Source organism: Marinicrinis lubricantis (assembly GCF_042658665.1).
GTDB classification, from domain to species: Bacteria; Bacillota; Bacilli; order Paenibacillales; family KCTC-33676; genus Marinicrinis; species Marinicrinis lubricantis.
The window spans coordinates 1-16,658 of sequence record NZ_JBHSQV010000185.1 but is presented as its reverse complement, the minus strand read 5'-3'; the positions used below and the strand labels follow the sequence as shown (position 1 = coordinate 16,658).

The following is a 16,658-nucleotide window of genomic DNA, read 5'->3' as shown; positions in this document are numbered from 1 at the left end:
TTCTGGGGAGGACTCTGGTAATGAAAAAGATTTACGTATTGGATACGAATGTGCTGCTTCATGATCCGAATGCGGTTTATTCATTTGACGATAATGAAGTCATCATACCCGCTGCAGTATTGGAAGAAATCGATTCTAAAAAAAGAAACGCGGATGAAGTGGGCAGAAATGCGAGATATGTATCCAGGCTGTTGGATGGGTTGAGAGATCAGGGCAGGCTTCATGATGGGGTCATACTGGAACGTGGAGGACTGCTAAAGGTGGAACTCAATCATCGCAGCTTCTCTAGGCTGCAGGAAACGTTCGGCGTAATGACGAATGATAACCGGATCTTGGCTGTCGCTTTAAATTATCATTTGGAAGAGCAGGAGAAGCCGGAGCCCAAACAGGTTGTGATTGTCAGTAAAGATACGCTCGTCCGCATCAAAGCGGATGTGCTTGGACTCATAGCTGAAGATTATTTGTCAGACCGGCTTGCGCCTGTGTCTGATTTCTATACGGGATACAGCACGATCACGGTTCATCCGTCCATTATAGATCATTTTTATTCATGCCGGATGCTGAGCGTGGAAAGCCTTCAGCTGCAGGTGAGGCTGCTTCCCCATGAATTTATTATTTTAAAAGATGAGCTGGGGACGTCCAAGTCTGCTCTGCTTAAAGTGAGTACGGACGGCCAAAAGCTTGAGCCGCTGTATTTAAGCAACGAACCCGTGTGGGGGATCGGTGCTCGCAACACACAGCAGAGAATGGCCTTAGAGCTGCTGCTGAATGATGATATCCCGCTAGTAACTTTATCGGGAAGAGCGGGAACAGGCAAAACGCTGCTTGCTTTAGCCGCAGGATTGATGAAGGTTGAGGACGAACACCGGTACAAGAAGCTTCTGATCGGGAGGCCGGTCGTTCCGGTCGGGAAGGATATCGGCTACTTGCCCGGGGAGAAAGAGGAAAAGCTCAGACCTTGGATGCAGCCGATATACGATAATTTAGAGTATTTATTCGATACGAAAAAGAACGGAGATATTGAAAAAATATTAGCAGGACTCAGCAGTATTCAAGTCGAAGCGCTCACGTATATTCGCGGACGATCCATCCCAGGTCAGTTTATCATTATTGACGAAGCCCAAAACTTAACAAGACATGAGGTAAAGACGATTATTTCTAGGGTCGGAGAAGGGAGTAAAATTGTGCTGATGGGCGATCCGGAGCAAATCGATCATCCTTATCTTGATGCAGAGAGCAATGGCTTGACCTATGCCATAGAGAGGTTTAAACAGGAGAACGTCAGCGGTCATGTGACTTTATTCCGCGGTGAGCGGTCACATCTGGCTCAGCTCGCTTCCAATTTGTTGTAGTCAAGAAGCGCATCCTCTTCTAATGAAAGGGGATGCGCCTTTTTGTCAATAGGTGTGAAAGCGCTATACACTATACAAATTCCTTACCTGTTGTTCGTTGATATTTGATATGATATAGAGGACAAGGGTGCTAATGGAGGGATGGATCGTGCAAGGGAAAGTCCGAATCGCAGCCGTATGCTGCCTCATCATATTTATACTATTTTCAGGTTCTATGCTGCAGCAATCTTTGCCGACATCTGACAACCATTCAGACACCTTCAACTCGCCTTTTCCCCGTCACATTTATTCTGTCCCTTCGGGTGGAATGACGGTTCAGCTTACAGCTTCCGTCGCATTGTCCGAATCACAATTCGATGTACTGCAGCATCTCACCACGCAGTTTGAAGAGGAATATCCTCAGATTCAAATACAATTAGAGCAAACGGCGTACCCGATGTCATTAGAGGCATTGATCCACCAGCTTCAGCTGGGTACAGCCTCCGATGTCATTTTAGTACCGAACGATTGGGTTAATGATCTAGCGGCAATGGGACTATTAACACATATTCCATCTGAGCTGTCGATGCATTCAGAACGGGAGCATTTCTCAGCCGTGATTTCACAACTCCGATGGAACGGCTATACATGGGGCGTACCCAAAGATGTAGAACCGTATGCGCTGGCATACAATGAACCGATCATGCAGCAATTTGGGATAAGCCCTGAGAACTTGCAGAGAATGGACGGGTTGATCCAATATATTCAAAGCCTGGCTGCAGGAAATGCAGTTGGAGATGGACATGTAATCTCTCTGCAAGTTGAAGACTCAAAAGCGATACTGAATTTTTTAATGCCGTATTACGTCTTGTGGCAAAAAGAGCAGCAAAGCGCGGAAATGCAGTTGGAATCCCTTATTCAGGCAAGTCATGAGGGGGAGGATGCTGCTGCTTCGTTCAGGGTAGAAGCGGGGGATGTAAAGGAATGGCTGGAGGAAGGGCAGTTCGCTTTGACGGTGATTCCCGCCAGTCAAGTCCGCCTGCTGCAAAGCACCTCTTTCCAATCCAGTCCGCTGCCGGCCGCAGAGCAAGGCGGGAGCAGCGGAATCGTGAGCGGCCACAGCTTCGTCGTTACAGCTGGTTCGGAGGCTAAAGAAGAAGCGCTTTTGTGGCTCAATCAGGTCACCAGCGTTCAGGCACAGCTGGAGTTTTACGATGCGGGAGGAGCGTTTCCCACACTTAAAAGCGCATATGAGCAGGCGGATTGGAAAGATGCACTGGAGCCGATTCGGGATGAATTAGAACGTGGTCAATCTTTGCCAGGGAAGCCTGGGACAGCACAAAAAATGACGGATTTCTCCGTCATGTGGTCTAAGTTTGCTGAAGGTGAGATTTCAGCGAATGCATTATTTGGCGCCATAGAGTCCATAATTAATTAAAATGAGAACAACCATTCCCTTAAATCAATTTTTACTCTTAAAGTGAGAACGCCGTCTTCTAAGGTGACCTCTTCAACTTCAACCGAATCGGAAACAAGTGACGGATAAAATGCCAGGTTGTATTCTTCCTTCAATTGTTCCGCGGTGGAAGACGGAAGTATGAATTGATTGAATTTTAGTTCGGTCACTGTGAAGTCGACAAAGTTCTCAGGCTCCGTCATGAGTGAATATTGTCCTGTAATGGATATTTCAGCATCCTCCGCCTTGCCTTCCGCAATCATTTGTCCGTTTGCAAAACGAATGCTGAGCAGCTCGAAAATAGGATTATTGTTTCTTAAAAAGTCATTCAGTTCCTCATCCGTGAGTTCGATGACGAAATATCTGCCGTCTCGCCGAAGCTTATTGGGATCGTTCACCAACACGGATGGCAAATCCTGCATCGCATCAGCTAAAGCTTCGAAATATTTTTCGAATAGTGGAAGTCCTGTTTCCTCCCATCTTCGATTTAGCTCATCGATCTGCTGCTGAATGAGGTCTGCCTGCTCGTTCTCGGAAAGCTCGCGGGCGATTTCGGTTTGAAGCTTGAGCTGTTCCTCCCTTTGAAGGAGAAACTGCTGCTTGATGGCGGTAAGCTCCTGCTCTGTATCACTTAACTGCTGCATTTCCTCTTTGAGCGTATGCTGTGCCTCTACATACTGATTGAGCCTGCGCCTGTCATTCTTTACAATCATCTGTGTAAAATCTATCGCTGCCAGCAGTTCAGACAAATTATCTGCTGAGAATAAAATTTCAATTAACGAGTCCCGCTGGCCCATATAGTACGAACGGATGACTTGTCCGGCCTGCTCTTGTATGATCTCCATCGCCTGCTGCTGCTTACCGATCTGCACCTTAATCTCTTCCATTTCCCGCTGAATTTCCTGCTGTTTGTTTTCAAGACGCACTAATTCTCGATCGATTTCGTAAACAGATAATCCTTTTTGCAGAAGGTGCCGATACATTTCAACCGAGTCTCCGTCAGATAGGCTGTCTGGTTCACCATACACCATCGATGTTTGAACCAGCATCATCAAAAGACAGAAGCACATGATGATTGCATTACGGGCTTTTTTCATTGTACTCGCATACATGTTGCATGTTGTCCCCCAATCTATATATAAGCTTATCACAGGTTGAGAAATTTTGGACGGTTATTTTTTCGGGTTGCTCGCTATAACCAATATATGTGAGGGGACATAAAAAAAGCCGTACAAGTTGTACGGCTACGGCTGAATAAACTTTAGCAAATCTTCGTATCGAATGATTTGCTCAGGAACCTGTTTGTCAAAGGCAGGAGGCTGGTTAAAGTCGCTTAAATCATAATGAAAATCGATATACTGCTCTTCACCATCTACATTCAGGTAAAGCTGCAGCTGGATGCCATAGATTTGATGTTCTTCATCGATGGTAAATGCGAGTTGACCGGGTTTTGTCAATTTTATGTTTTTCACGAAATCGATCATTTCGTCGCTTGTCAGAAGTTGTTCAAGAGTGTCTGCCTGTTCTTCCGAAATCCACTGTTCATCGGTTAATATAGCAAGTAGATCAGGAAGAGCACCCTTTAGGTCCAGCATGATGGACAGCCAGCTTTTTTTAGAAATTTCAATGCTTATGGTCGTCTTTGTATGTTCTTCTGCAGAGTTTCCCGTGTTTTCATCTGCCTCAAACCATTTTCCGTTAATCTCTTGCACGATCTCTTTAAGAAGATTTTTTATGACTGAAGTTGCATCTACAGACCGATCACGGGCTGAAGCATCTAATGGAACCGCCATATACTCGTCCTGCACGTTGACCATAGGGATATGAAAATACATCCGCTCATCTTGGATCAGGAAAGGGATGGAGAGGGCAAAATCACCTGATTCAAATTGAATGTCAGCCTCCAGCTTCGTCTGTTCCAGATCGGTTTTTCCTGCAAACTCGATACGGCTTTTCTCGAAGCTTTGCAACAGGGGTAGCTTTTGGTCCGTTCCGGAAAGCTGCTGCTGTATGCCTGTTAGATTTAAATTGTAATCCAATGCTCCCTCAAAACGATATTGCTGCGGAACGGTATCGTTTTCTAAGGCCAATATCAGTTCTTCTTTATATTGGTTTCCTTTACCGGAGCATGCGCTGATCAACGAAACGAATGAGAACAGCAGAACGACGATGGTTGTTTTTTTCATGAATTGGACGGGACTCCTTCTATCATATTCTTATATTGTACAACTTCCGTGCGATCTAAGTCGTCACCTGAACAACATATCCTATTATAACGATATTCTTTATCGCTGTCTTTATACAAAGCTTGGAGGGACAATGCATTAAGAAAGGCGGCTTCGAATGGAAGCCGCCTTTCATGCTTACTCGTTATGTGTTTACACGGTCATACCTATGAATGTCCAATATGTGAAGCCCATAAAGCAGACGAGCATGTAACCCCAGAAAATAAGCATGTAGGCTCTTTCAGACAAATTCAAGTATCCCAGCAGGACGAACGCGGCAGTTTGGAAGAAGAATAACAGCGCCATCTCGACCATATCACCTGCAAGCGCCATCAGCCCGATAACCAGTGTCCAAAAGCCAAGCACTCTGAACATGCGTGCCATGTGAGCATCCCCCTCTCTGCAATGATCTCTATGCGTACTTTATGATCCATTATACCTTTTGAGGAAAAGTGTGTAAACGGGTGGAAGGTGACAGAATGACAAATTTTTTTTGCAAAATGCTCATCTGACCTGTATTTACGCTTTCCTCTGCTTTTTAGGATGGCCACTTTCATGAGAACTATGTATGTTCATCCTCCTTTTTGGAAATACAAAATAGTACGGGAAATAGATTCTATGAACTCTAGTATCGGCATAAAGATTATTACAGGTGTATTTGAGCTGATGCTAAGCGGTCCGTCAGCGAATTCTGATTGGCGCGAGAGGTTACAGACATAAATGGCTCGCTGCCTGATCTATGAAATGATGAGATGAATGATTTTTAAATAGGAGGTTACAAACTAAGATGACTGCAGCACGTCAAGATGCTTGGACACCAGATGATGACCTGATATTGGCCGAGGTCACCCTTCGCCAAATCAGAGAAGGGGGCACGCAGTTAGCTGCCTTTGAAGAAGTAGGGGAACGAATCGGCAGAACCGCTGCAGCATGCGGGTTTCGCTGGAATAGCTTCGTTCGCAAAAAATATGAAACAGCGATTCAGATCGCTAAAGCGCAGAGACAAAAACGAAATAAACAAAAGAAACACGGATCTGAACAGCATACCTCGGAATCAGATGTGTTGGTCGCGACGAATCAGATCGATGCAGCTCCTTACAAATCGAGTGACGCCGTTCAGGATGACGCGGTTTCTATAGAGGGGATCATTCGATATTTGCGTCAGTTCAAAGCAAACTATCAGGAAGTGACGCGGCAGCTGAAGCAATATGAAAAAGAATTGAAGGAAAAAGGGGAACAGTTAGAAGAATTGAAGAAGGAGAATGCAGTGCTCCGAAGTCAAGTTAACGAAGTGAAGAGTGATTATCAAGTCGTCAACGAGGACTACAAAGCGCTGATACAGATTATGGACAGGGCAAGAAAGCTCGCGCTTTTAGCAGAAGATGACGATGAGCATAAGCCTCGGTTCAAAATGGATGCCAATGGCAATTTGGAACGAATAGATTAGTTGAAAACAGGACCTTCCTTTGACTCTTGAGGACAAAGGAAGGTCCTGTTTTCTTGAGCATTTGCTATTTTACAGCTGCAATCCGTTGTATACTACAAAAGGGGAGGATTTCATATGATTCATGTTATCGGAGGAGGAGCGATCGGGATGCTGTATGCGGCAAGGCTCGCTTCTCAAAATGCGTCACAGGTGCTGTTAGCCGTTAGGAGTATGGAGCAAGCGTCGTATATATCCGAAGCGGGAATTCGAATCGAAGACGAAGATGCAGGCTCGGTCGTACGATTGAGTTCGGTCCCAACTGATGGAGCATATATTGAAAAAGTAATGGAACAGCCCCCGGAATGGGTGCTGATTACTGTAAAGCAGCATCATATTCAAGATCAGCTGTTGGAACTATTTCGCAAGACTGCGCACCCTAATTCGAATTGGGTATGGCTTCAAAATGGAATGAGGGCCATGGATGTTATACAAGCACAAATTCCGGGTATGCATTGGCTGGCCGTCACGACGGAAGCATCGCTCAGGCTGGGTATAGGTCATATAAAGTATACTGGTCGAGGACGGACAAGCATCGGTCGTTCCACAGCGCCTTTAGAGCTTTCTTCCAATGAAAAAAGCAGGGCATTTTCGCTCATCGAAAAGCTGGAAAAAGCAGGATTAAGGGCGGCGCTGTCGAATAATATTATCGAAGAATTGTGGCGAAAGCTGACGGTAAATGCCATTATTAATCCATTAACTGCGATCCTCAAGATTCGGAACGGGTCTTTGCTTGAAAGTGATGACCTGCAGCGCGTGATGAAACAATTGTATAGGGAAGTCACGGCAGTGGCGGAGGCAGAATATATCCATCTCCCGCTGAATCTATGGGATTACGTGGAGGACGTTTGTAAGCAAACATCGCAAAACTATTCATCTACGCTTCAGGACTTGATGAACGGGAGACCGACAGAGTTGGATTGGATGAATGGTTTTATTATAGAAAAAGCCAGTGAGCATGGCATTGAAGTCCCGACACACCAAATGCTGTACAGCTTAGTCAAAGGGCTTGAAACCGTCCATACAAAACCAAAATCAGATTAAAGGCGGGTCGGTATGGAGTTTATTGTGAATATTGTTGTCTTTTTAGCCATGTTTCCATTTATACCTTTTATTTGCGCATGGTACATTGCAAAGCGCCTCTGGAACAATCAGAAGAAGGCGGTCAGTCTGGCCATGGATGTGACGACGGCCTTCTTGGCCATTTCTGTATCCGGTCTATACGATACGCTGATTGGAACAGAGATTCAGGGGATATACATATTGTTGTTGTTTATGGTTCTTGCGATCGGCTTAGTAGGCGGCGCCCAATCCCGATTGAAAGGGAAAGTGAATCTGCAAAGAATTATAAGGGCGGTCTGGCGTATTGGCTTTTTACTATTAAGTGTATTTTACATATTGTTCATGCTTGCCGCGTTCATTCAAAGTGTTCGAGTCATATAAATGGAACTAAACAGCTGCTCCTATGAAGAGCAGTTTTTTTTTGGCTAAAATATGACATATAGTGTCTGAATGATGTAAGCCGACAATAGGAAAAAGGTGGTGAAGAGATGGTGGAAAATGTCGATTTATGTTGAAATTCGAATGAAATAGAAGTTTCAAAGTAAGAAAATGTTACTTGCAGTTTTTACACAAAATATATATATTTATTAACAGGTGGTCAAATATATTTGATATTTGTGGACAAGACCGCAATTAAAGATGAGGAGGAAAATGAATGAAAAAGGGGATTTTTACCCTGCTTGCCTTCATTCTTGTAATGGGAACTGTGTTGGCAGGCTGCGGCAGCAACAACAATAATGGGAATACAGGCAACGGAGAAGAAACCTCCGAAGGTGCCGAGCAAGTATTCCGCATCAATCTCAGCTCTGATCCTCCATCTTTGGATCCAGGTATTGCTCAAGACAACACATCCTTCACGGTATTGAGAGCGATCTATGAAGGTCTGACTCGCATCGATGCTGAAGGGAATGTCGTTCCAGCCGTTGCTGAGAAATGGGATGTTTCCAAAGACGGATTAACTTACGTATTCAAGCTTCGTGAAGATGTAAAATGGAGCAACGGCGAACCTGTCAAAGCGTCTGATTTTGAATTTGCTTGGAAGCGCGCTCTGGCACCTGAGACTGCATCTCCTTATGCCTATCAGCTGTACTACCTGAAAAATGGTGCTGAGTACAACGCGGGTGACATTGCGGATGCTGACCAAGTAGGGGTTAAGGCTACGGGTGATTACGAGCTTACTGTTGAGCTGAACGCTCCAACACCTTATTTTGAAAGTCTCGTATCCTTCTTTACTTACTATCCTCTGAATGAAAAGCACGTTAGCGAAAACCCTAACTTTGCAGCCGACGCTGAAAAGATGGTAACCAACGGCGCATTCAATATCAGTGAATGGTCTCATGGCGACAAAATTGTTTTGACGAAAAACCCAGACTTTTTTGAAGCGGATCAAGTGCATTTGACAAAAGTGCAAATGAGCATGGTCGAGGATGCCATTACAGAATTGAGCATGTACCAAACGGGTGAATTGGATTGGGCAGGCCGTCCGAACGGTGAAATTCCGACGGATCAAATTCCTGCGTTGAAAGACGACCCAGAAGCTAATCTGCAAATTAAAGGGATTGCAAGTACTTATTACTATAATTTCAATAATGCCGAAGAGCCGTTTGACAACGTGAAAATCCGTAAAGCGTTATCGATGGCGATTGACCGTCAAGCGATCATCGATAACGTGACGAAAGGTGACCAGCTTCCTGCATTCGGAATGGTTTCCCCTGGTATTCAAGGTCAAAATGGTGAATTCCGTGAGGAATACCCAGACAAATATTTTGAAGAGAATGTAGAGGAAGCGAAAAAACTTTTGGCCGAAGGTTTGGCTGAAAAAGGTTTGGACAAGCTGCCAACGGTTAACATTCTGTACAATACGCCTGGCGACGGACATAAGAAAATCGCTGAAGCGATTGCAGATATGTGGAGAAAGAATCTTGGCATTGAAGTAGAGCTTGACTCTCAAGAGTGGGGCGTGTTCCTTCAAACCCGTACGAGCTTGAACTACCAAGTTTCACGTGCAGGTTGGGGTGCAGACTATAACGATCCGATGACGTTCATCGATATGTTTACTTCTACGAGCGGCAACAACGATATCGGCTTTAACAACGCGGAATATGACGCGCTGGTTCAAGAAGCATATTCAACGGACGATCCACAAGTACGCATGGATGCTATGGCAAAAGCAGAAAAAATTCTGATTGAAGACAACATGGCCATCCTTCCAATCTACTATTACACAGGAATTTGGTTGCAACAAGATTATGTGAAGAATGTCGTTATCGATTATTCCGGTAACATTGACTTTACTCGCGGCTCCATTGAGAAGTAATTTGTAGCAAACCATGATTTTTGAGCGGAACGGGATATATGTGGTCCCCATATATATCCCGTTTTTGCATTCTCCGGCTCACCCTTTGCCGGTAAAGTTCATTCTTCCTTGATTTGCGATCGTACAACATAAAATTCGAGCGATAATATTAATTCTTTGTATTTTAGATTGGGAGGTGGAAAGCATGTTGAGATATTTGGCCAAGAAGTTCGTCTTCATGGTGGTATCCATTCTCGTCCTGGCGACCATCACGTTCTTCTTGATGAAGGCTATTCCGGGCGATCCATTTATGTCGGAAAAGGAAGTACCGGAATCTATCCGTCAAAATCTTTATGCTCAGTACGGATTGGATAAGCCGCTGTTCGAGCAGTATGTGACGTATATGAAAAATGTATTTTTGCATTTTGATCTCGGCGTGTCGATGAAAAAGAAATTCCAGACGGTAGGGGGAATCATTGAGGACGCATTTATTTATTCCTTAAAACTGGGGATTGTGGCCATTATCGTTTCCGTGGCGGTCGGCTTGCTGCTTGGCATGATTGCAGCGCTTAAGCACCGCAAGTTTTTGGACAGCTTTACGATGATTGTCGCCGTGCTCGGCGTATCTGTTCCGAGCTTCGTACTCGCCTATATTATGCAGTATTTGTTTGGTGTGAAATGGCAGTTTCTCAGTGTGGCCGGACTTGATTCTGCGACGGATTACATTATGCCGGTCATTGCACTGTCCGCGATGCCGATTGCCTTTATCGCGCGTCTAACCCGTTCGACAATGCTGGAGGTGCTGAGCTCCGATTATATTAAAACCGCAAAATCGAAGGGGCTTTCCCAAAAGGTCGTTATGATTCGCCATGCGCTGAAAAATGCGATTCTTCCTGTCGTGACTTATCTAGGTCCGATGACAACGAATATTATAACGGGCTCCGTCGTGATCGAGCGGATTTTCGGTATTCCGGGTCTCGGCAAGCACTTTGTCGATAGTGTATCTAACCGCGACTACACGATGATTATGGGAATGACGATTTTTTACGGCATCATATTGATGATTGCTAGATTTTTGACGGATGTAGCTTACGGCTTTGTTGATCCAAGAATTAAACTGACGAGCAGGAAGGAGGGGTAACCGTGGCAGATTCCAAAATCCAGTTAACGCCGGATGATTTTACGAAGCTTACGCAAAACGGGCCGTCTGAAGCGATCAAACGGGAAAGTGTCTCTGCTTGGCGGGATGCTTACGAACGGGTGAAATCAAATAAGCCGGCAGTGGTCAGCTTTTGGATCCTTGCGATTTTGGTCGTGATGGCTATTCTGGGACCGATTATTTCACCGCATGATCCAGCTTCTAACAATTTGCAAATGACGAACCAACCCCCTTCATCCGAATATTGGTTTGGTACGGACGATCTTGGCCGGGACATGTTTTCAAGAACATGGGTAGGCGCATCGATTTCACTTCGAGTAGGTATTTTTGCCGCTTTAATCGACCTCTGCTTCGGCGTCATTTACGGTGGAATGATGGGTTACTTCGGCGGACGTGTCGATAACATTATGAACCGGTTTGCAGAAATTTTATATGCAATTCCATATTTGCTGGTTGTTATTTTATTGCTGGTCGTTATGGAACCGAGCTTATACACCGTCGTTCTTGCTTTATCCATTACGGGCTGGGTCAATATGGCGTGGATTGTCCGCGGCCAAATTATGCAGCTCAAAAACCAAGAATATGTACTGGCGTCCCGTTCACTCGGCGCTGGTGCAGGACGTATTTTGTTTAGACATTTGATTCCGAACGCAATGGGACCGATTATCGTTACGCTCACGCTGACCGTTCCTTCCTCCATTTTCGCGGAGGCATTCCTAAGCATTCTTGGATTGGGAGTTCGCTCTCCTAGCGCATCTTGGGGAACGATGATCAGCGACGCGATTTCCGGATGGACATATTATCCTTGGAGATTGTTCTTCCCGGCATTCTTTATTAGTTTAACGATGTTGGCGTTTAATATATTAGGGGACGGATTACGAGACGCATTTGATCCGAAAATGAAGAAATAGGAGGTGGATCCTATGGAACGCTTGTTAGAGGTTGATGATTTGCAAGTGTCCTTTCAGGTCCGCGGCGGGGAGGTAAAGGCTGTTCGCGGCGTTTCCTTCCACGTTGATAAAGGGGAGGCAGTGGGCATCGTTGGGGAATCGGGCTGTGGTAAAAGTGTTACGGCTCAATCCATCATGAAACTGATTCCTACGCCGCCTGCCATCATGAGAAGCGGTTCGATCCGCTTCAAAGGTGAAGAAATAATTCATCATAATGAGAAACAAATGCAAAAAATTCGGGGAAAGGAAATGGGGATGATCTTCCAAGATCCGATGACCTCATTGAACCCTACCCTTACCATAGGCAGTCAAATTATGGAGAGCTTAATAAAGCATAAAAATATGTCGGCCAAGGATGCAAAAGCGCGCGCGGTTGAAATGCTGCGTTTGGTCGGTATTCCGAATCCGGATAAGCGGCTGAATCAATATCCGCATGAATTTTCGGGCGGGATGAGACAAAGAGCGATGATCGCGATCGCCTTAGCTTGTGATCCTTCGCTGCTGATCGCCGATGAGCCGACGACGGCGCTCGACGTGACGATTCAGGCTCAGATATTGAGAGTGATGAAGGATTTGCAGCAGCAGATGGGCACGTCCATTATTATGATTACCCACGATCTGGGTGTGGTGGCAGAGCTTTGCGACCGGGTTATCGTTATGTACGCCGGTAAAGTGGTTGAAGAGGGAACGATTGAGGAGATTTTCCGCAATCCGAAGCATCCGTATACGAAAGGCTTGCTTCGCTCCGTTCCTTCCTTGGATCAAAAGAAGGATGAGAAGCTGGTTCCAATTTTGGGGACTCCGCCTGATTTGATTAAGCCTCCAGCAGGCTGCGGTTTCTGTGATCGCTGCGATATGGCGATGAAGGTATGTAAGGATCATGACCCTGATTTCTATGAAGTCAGCGGAACGCAGAAAGCAAGATGCTGGCTGCTTGATCCGATGGCACAGGAGGTGAAGCAAGCATGAGTCAGCCTCTTATCGAAGTGAATCATCTAAAAAAACATTTTAATGTAGGGAACGGCCAGACCTTAAAGGCGGTCGACGATGTCAGCTTTACGATTGCTAAAGGTGAAACTCTCGGCATGGTCGGTGAATCCGGATGCGGTAAGTCGACGGTGGGTCGAACCATGCTGCGGCTGTACGAGCCGACGGCAGGGGAGATGATCTTCGAGGGTCAAGATATTTATCAGCTCAAACCCGGTAAAATGAAGGAATTAAGAAGAGACATTCAAATGATTTTTCAAGATCCGTATGCTTCCTTAAATCCGCGCATGACGGTTTCCGATATTATCGGTGAAGCATTGGATATTCATCATTTGGCGAAAAATAAGAAGGAACGGAAAGCGCGTATCGAGGAACTGCTCGATCTCGTGGGATTAAATCCGGATCATGCGACGCGTTATCCCCATGAATTTTCTGGCGGACAAAGACAGCGGATCGGAATTGCCCGTGCACTTGCGGTCAATCCGAAATTCATCATTTGCGATGAGCCGATTTCCGCTTTGGACGTATCCATTCAGGCACAGGTCGTGAACCTGCTCATGGAATTGCAGAAGAAATTCGGCCTTACCTACTTGTTCATTGCCCATGATTTGGCGATGGTGAAGCATATCAGTGATCGCGTTGCTGTCATGTATTTGGGGAAGATGGTCGAGCTTGCGGATAGCGAGGAGCTCTATAGCAATCCACTGCATCCGTACACGAAGGCACTCATGTCGGCGATTCCAGTTCCGGATCCAACTGCTCAGCGTGAGAAGATCGTGCTTAGCGGCGATCTGCCAAGCCCGATCAATCCACCAAGCGGTTGTCCGTTCCGCACGCGTTGTCCGCTGGCAACAGAGAAGTGTGCGAACGAGGTACCGTCATTCAGAGAAGTGAGACCGGGACACTACACAGCATGCCATTATGCGGAGTAATGGATTTCATGCAAATAACCTGAACCTTTTGGTTCGGGTTATTTTTTGTTCGACAGCTGGAGGGGATGAATAAAAAATGACCCATTTATTAATTGATAATGATTATCATTATTGATAAAATGTTCATAAGATGAAAAATTTACCGTATGATGATTTCATCGGAAAAGTGGTCATAGGCGGGGTGTAGGATGTATCCATATGAACAACGTTCTAAAGAAGAAACAAGCGGAAGTACACGAGCGAATATGATGAAGATTCATCATTATATAGAAGAGCATTACGATCAAGCTTTAACGGTCGAATCTTTGGCGCAAATGGCAGGTGTAAGCCCTAAATATTTCGTTGATTTGTTCAAAAAAACGTTCGGTTACAGTGCTCTCAAATATTTGACGGCGTTAAGGATGAATCGGGCGAAACGCTATTTAACGGAGTCTAATTATCGGATCCGGGAAATTGCCCAGCTCGTTGGCTATAGCGATGAGTTTTATTTCAGCAGAAAATTCAAAAAGGAAGTTGGCATTCCGCCGTCCGCTTTCATCCAGCATTCGAAAAAGCGGATTGCAGTTTGCTCTCCTGCTTTGATGGGTCAGCTGCTAGCACTAGACACCATTCCCATCGCCGCTCCCCTGGATCCCAAATGGACACCTTATTACTATCAAGTGCACGGGGCACATATTGAGACGCATTTCGTTTACAGAGAGAGGCATTGGGAAGAAGACGATATGAGCAAGATCGGTCCGGACGCGGTCATTGCTACGGACATGCTGTCGGATAAAATCAAACAAAAGCTGTCCCGAATTGCACCAATACTATTCGTTTCTTCTCAAGTAACGTGGAAGGAACAGCTTCGTCAGATTGCTGCATTTATTCAGAAAGAGGAGAAAGCTGAAGCATGGATTGAGCGATTTGAGCAGAAGTTGCTGGTGGCACGCAAAAAAGTCTCACACGCTTTAGGAGATGAGCAGCTTGCGATCCTTCGTGTATATGGCAACGACCTTTATTTGTACTGCAATCAAGGCATGCAGGAGATTTTGTATCAGCAATTAGGGTTAAAATGTGTCTATCCATGCGAAGCGCCGCATAATCTGCCTTTGACGTTAGATGAGTTGAAAAGGTTAGATCCAGACCGGCTGCTGGTGTTAGTCTGCAATGAATCCGCTTCGCGCACATTTTGGCTGATGCTACAGCATGCATCGCAGTGGCAGAAGCTGAAGGCGGTTTCTAAAGGCTGTGTTAATGTGATTCCTTCCGATCCATGGTGCGAATATTCAGCATCGGCTGTCGATCGCATGCTCGATGAACTTCTTCTGCTGTATACCGGATATTGTCCAAGTCAACTTACGGAGAAACTCCATGGCCGAACGAACCCTTCTGTTCTATAATCTTCATCAATGAGAATGATTATCACAAGAGGGGCTTACATATATGAGGTGAGTGCCCGATATTGGACCGGCAGTGGACTGGTCACATACAACAAAGTGATGGATGATGTATAGGAGTTGATTTCGCTATGATCAGAGAAAAGATGGTCAGACGCTCTGTGGACGGGTGCTTTGAAGTGGTCATGAGGTCCAACCACCGCCAGCTTGCATACCGGATTATGATTGCTCTGCCGCATGATTCTCCGCCGCGCGAAGGTTATCCCGTCATTTATGCGTTGGACGGAGATGCGGTATTCGATACGTTCGCACAGGCTGCTCGGGTACAGACCCGAAAGCCGCACGGCTATGATCCCGTCGTCATGATTGGGATTGGTTATCCATCGGGCCAGTTGTTTGACATGCAGCGGCGTTGTTACGACTTCACGATGCCGGCACCGGCTGAGAATTTGCCGCTGCGGCCGAACGGCAGCCCATGGCCTGAGAATGGCGGAGCGGATCATTTTCTTGATTTTATTGAGAGGGAATTGAAGCCGGAGCTTTCGAGGTCGTTTCCAATCGATCACGCTCGGCAAACGATCTTTGGACATTCCTTAGGCGGGTTGTTTGTTCTTCATGCTCTTTTCACTCGTCCTTCCGGCTTTCAATATTATGCGGCAGGCAGCCCGTCGATATGGTGGAATGGGCAGGCGATATTGCAAGAAAAAACAATTTTTGAGTCGGCATATGCTGGGAAGAGAGACACTCCCAAGCTGCTGATCATGGTTGGCGAGGACGAGCGGGAACATATGGTGAATGATGCAAAGCAATTAGCTGTAGGCTTGCAGTATTCTTCCTCCATACATGCGGAGTTTGCGATGTTTGAGTGTGAGGGACACGTCAGCGTGCTGCCGGCTGCGATCAGCCGGACGCTTAAATTTGCGCTGTCGTCTTAAAGACGCTGACAACCTAAGCCCGCGAAAGCTTAGGTTGTTTTTTGAAAACAGGAATAAAGTCCATCGTGTGACCAGGTCAGCTTTATCATAAGAGCTGGCCTTTTTCCATGAAATCATCGAATGCTGCAATGATTTATTAAAGTCATGTCACAAATCGATCTCCTATATCGTTGTATGTGCAAATAGAGACAAGGGGATGGTTATGTTGAAGGAAAAGACGTGTGTGGTAGTTGGTGCAGGGCATGCTGGAGGCAATAATTTTGACTTTACTTCTGCTTTTAATAAACGGTTGTTACGAAACCAAAAAAGCCTGAACACCTAACACGGTGTCAGGCCTTTTTTGATGTACGCCCAGCATGGGCGTCATCTCTAGGGTGAAAGTCCCGAGCGGGGGTTGGCGAACACCTACCGTTAGCCAAGAGCAAGGGTGTCCGCCGCGAGGCGGAATCTGAAGGAAGCTGGA

General features: G+C 45.8%; 15 protein-coding genes. 12 read left to right on the top strand and 3 right to left on the bottom strand.

Going from position 1 to position 16,658, the window contains the following annotated elements; genetic code table 11:
- Positions 1-20: 20 nt before the first annotated feature.
- Both ACFPXP_RS20630 and ACFPXP_RS20625 read left to right on the top strand, forming a co-directional pair.
- Entirely contained in the window at positions 21-1,352 is a 1,332-nt protein-coding gene (locus ACFPXP_RS20630) for a PhoH family protein (RefSeq protein WP_379896324.1), read from the top strand.
- A gap of 148 nt (positions 1,353-1,500) precedes the next feature.
- Positions 1,501-2,769 (top strand): extracellular solute-binding protein, encoded by a 1,269-nt coding sequence (locus ACFPXP_RS20625; RefSeq protein WP_379896322.1) that lies wholly within the window; start codon positions 1,501-1,503, stop codon positions 2,767-2,769.
- On the opposite strand, the gene ACFPXP_RS20620 is transcribed toward ACFPXP_RS20625, so the two are convergent.
- The 3 genes from ACFPXP_RS20620 to ACFPXP_RS20610 form a co-directional block, all read right to left on the bottom strand.
- Entirely contained in the window at positions 2,766-3,899 is a 1,134-nt protein-coding gene (locus tag ACFPXP_RS20620) for a coiled-coil domain-containing protein (protein WP_379896321.1), read from the bottom strand. The two genes, ACFPXP_RS20625 and ACFPXP_RS20620, sit on opposite strands and share 4 nt — an antisense overlap.
- Positions 3,900-4,031: 132 nt before the next feature.
- Positions 4,032-4,973, bottom strand: coding sequence for a hypothetical protein (locus ACFPXP_RS20615; RefSeq protein ID WP_379896319.1), 942 nt, complete (start codon positions 4,971-4,973; stop codon positions 4,032-4,034).
- Positions 4,974-5,165: 192 nt separating this feature from the next.
- Positions 5,166-5,396, bottom strand: coding sequence for a DUF2626 domain-containing protein (locus tag ACFPXP_RS20610; RefSeq protein WP_379896318.1), 231 nt, complete (start codon positions 5,394-5,396; stop codon positions 5,166-5,168).
- Between the two features lie 403 nt (positions 5,397-5,799).
- Here ACFPXP_RS20610 and ACFPXP_RS20605 point away from each other — a divergent pair, with 403 nt between their 5' ends.
- From ACFPXP_RS20605 to ACFPXP_RS20560, 10 genes are all read left to right on the top strand, one after another.
- Positions 5,800-6,459, top strand: a complete 660-nt coding sequence (locus ACFPXP_RS20605; RefSeq protein ID WP_379896317.1) for an RsfA family transcriptional regulator — start codon at positions 5,800-5,802, stop codon at positions 6,457-6,459.
- A 114-nt stretch (positions 6,460-6,573) separates the two neighbouring features.
- Positions 6,574-7,539, top strand: a complete 966-nt coding sequence (locus ACFPXP_RS20600; protein ID WP_379896316.1) for a ketopantoate reductase family protein — start codon at positions 6,574-6,576, stop codon at positions 7,537-7,539.
- Between the two features lie 12 nt (positions 7,540-7,551).
- Positions 7,552-7,938: a DUF3397 domain-containing protein gene (locus ACFPXP_RS20595; protein WP_379896315.1), complete on the top strand. Its 387-nt coding sequence runs from the start codon at positions 7,552-7,554 to the stop codon at positions 7,936-7,938.
- A gap of 274 nt (positions 7,939-8,212) precedes the next feature.
- Positions 8,213-9,874: a peptide ABC transporter substrate-binding protein gene (locus tag ACFPXP_RS20590; RefSeq protein ID WP_379896314.1), complete on the top strand. Its 1,662-nt coding sequence runs from the start codon at positions 8,213-8,215 to the stop codon at positions 9,872-9,874.
- Between the two features lie 184 nt (positions 9,875-10,058).
- A complete protein-coding gene (locus ACFPXP_RS20585; protein ID WP_379896313.1) occupies positions 10,059-10,994 on the top strand; it encodes an ABC transporter permease in 936 nt (311 codons plus the stop codon).
- A gap of 2 nt (positions 10,995-10,996) precedes the next feature.
- Positions 10,997-11,923, top strand: coding sequence for an ABC transporter permease (locus ACFPXP_RS20580; protein ID WP_379896312.1), 927 nt, complete (start codon positions 10,997-10,999; stop codon positions 11,921-11,923).
- 12 nt (positions 11,924-11,935) lie between these two features.
- Positions 11,936-12,931: an ABC transporter ATP-binding protein gene (locus tag ACFPXP_RS20575; protein ID WP_379896311.1), complete on the top strand. Its 996-nt coding sequence runs from the start codon at positions 11,936-11,938 to the stop codon at positions 12,929-12,931.
- On the top strand, positions 12,928-13,881 hold the full coding sequence (locus tag ACFPXP_RS20570; RefSeq protein WP_379896310.1) for an ABC transporter ATP-binding protein: 954 nt from the start codon (positions 12,928-12,930) through the stop codon (positions 13,879-13,881). Before ACFPXP_RS20575 ends, ACFPXP_RS20570 begins: the two co-directional genes overlap by 4 nt.
- Positions 13,882-14,069: 188 nt before the next feature.
- A complete protein-coding gene (locus ACFPXP_RS20565) occupies positions 14,070-15,263 on the top strand; it encodes an AraC family transcriptional regulator (RefSeq protein ID WP_379896308.1) in 1,194 nt (397 codons plus the stop codon).
- Between the two features lie 128 nt (positions 15,264-15,391).
- The gene (locus ACFPXP_RS20560) at positions 15,392-16,195 is read left to right on the top strand and encodes an alpha/beta hydrolase (protein WP_379896306.1); all 804 of its coding nucleotides are present in this window, start codon (positions 15,392-15,394) and stop codon (positions 16,193-16,195) included.
- Positions 16,196-16,658 lie beyond the last annotated feature (463 nt).